Consider the following 623-nt stretch of genomic DNA (forward strand, 5'->3'; position numbering starts at 1 on the left):
TAACTCACTTTAAAAATACGGATAATTAATGAAGATAATTTGTGTGCCAAAACATGACCAAGCACTAAACCGTTTGGAATTCGATGAAAACATAGAAGGTGATCTTATTGAGATATCAATAACTGAACAGGTTCATTCAAAGTTAGAGAATATAGGCTTTTTTGATTCCATTAACAGGTTAGCTGGCTCGAACATTGACAATTTTGAAGATGAGTCTATAACTGATAAAAAGATTCTTCAAAAATTGATGGATAGTGACGTTTTAGATGAAAAACGATATGACACTTTAGGTCTTGAAGTGAAAAAGATAAAGAATTTATTTGAAGAAGCTTTAAAATACCAAACTGGAATCTTTTTCTATTTTTAGTACTTATTCAGGTTGTATCCGGACAAAATGCAGCAGAGCAGGAGCATGCCGTGCTCATTGAACTCAAGCAATGGGACAAGGACATTCAAATAACCGACAAAGACGCAATGGTGCGCACACGCTTCCGGCAGGGCTTTATAATCACGTACATCCCAGTTACCAGGCCTGGTCATATGCAGCCCTATTGCAAGATTTCAACGAAACAGTCGCAACAGACAATATCCAGTTAAAACCCTGTGCCTATCTGCATAATTGT

Annotated in this window: 2 protein-coding genes; both read left to right on the forward strand. The window is 36.8% G+C overall.

Features of this window, described 5'->3' with window-relative positions; genetic code table 11:
• The first annotated feature begins 28 nt into the window (after positions 1-28).
• The gene (locus tag DDR33_RS25220) at positions 29-367 is read left to right on the forward strand and encodes a hypothetical protein (protein ID WP_109418514.1); all 339 of its coding nucleotides are present in this window, start codon (positions 29-31) and stop codon (positions 365-367) included.
• A gap of 70 nt (positions 368-437) precedes the next feature.
• The coding region (locus DDR33_RS26840; protein ID WP_238387954.1) for a hypothetical protein at positions 438-623 on the forward strand (186 nt) is incomplete at its 3' end.

The organism is Pararcticibacter amylolyticus (assembly GCF_003130405.1).
Lineage (GTDB): Bacteria > Bacteroidota > Bacteroidia > Sphingobacteriales > Sphingobacteriaceae > Arcticibacter > Arcticibacter amylolyticus.

What these genes read in the sequence shown, in the direction of transcription:
- DDR33_RS25220 (WP_109418514.1), top strand. Translation starts at nt 29, where the DNA reads ATGAAGATAATTTGTGTGCCAAAACATGACCAAGCACTAAACCGTTTG.